Origin of the sequence: Paenibacillus oleatilyticus, from assembly GCF_018998565.1 — a bacterium.
Classification (GTDB): Bacteria; Bacillota; Bacilli; order Paenibacillales; family NBRC-103111; genus Paenibacillus_G; species Paenibacillus_G oleatilyticus.
Map to the genome: position 1 here is coordinate 1 of NZ_JAHNZO010000143.1, position 370 is coordinate 370.

Below are 370 nucleotides of genomic sequence, written 5' to 3' on the forward strand. Positions count from 1 at the left end.
GCCCTGGACCGCGGGTTGTAGAAGGCCATCGCGAAATCGGCCTCGGCCGCCAGGCGCAGGCGCTTCTCGACCAGCGCCCAGGGCTTGAGGTTGTCGGAAAGGTTGATCGCGCAGAAATCGTGCCCCAGGGGCGCGCCCGCTCGCGCCGCGGCGGCCAGCATCGCGGTAATGCCGGGCAGCACGCGGTTACCCAGACCGCGCCCCGCGCCCGGTCCCGCCTCCCCCGCCTCGAAGACCGCCGCGGCCATGGCGAAGACCCCCGGATCGCCCGAGGACACCACCACCACGCGCCGCCCCGCCGCCGCCATGCTGAGCGCATGGGCCGCACGGTCGAGTTCCACCCGGTTGTCCGAGGCATGCAGCGTCAGCC

General features: G+C 73.5%; 1 protein-coding gene. It reads right to left on the minus strand.

Annotation, left to right across the window (positions count from 1 at the left end):
• Positions 1-370, minus strand: a 370-nt coding sequence (locus KQX66_RS36680) for an SAM-dependent methyltransferase (RefSeq protein WP_253957680.1), incomplete at both ends; no start/stop codon positions are given.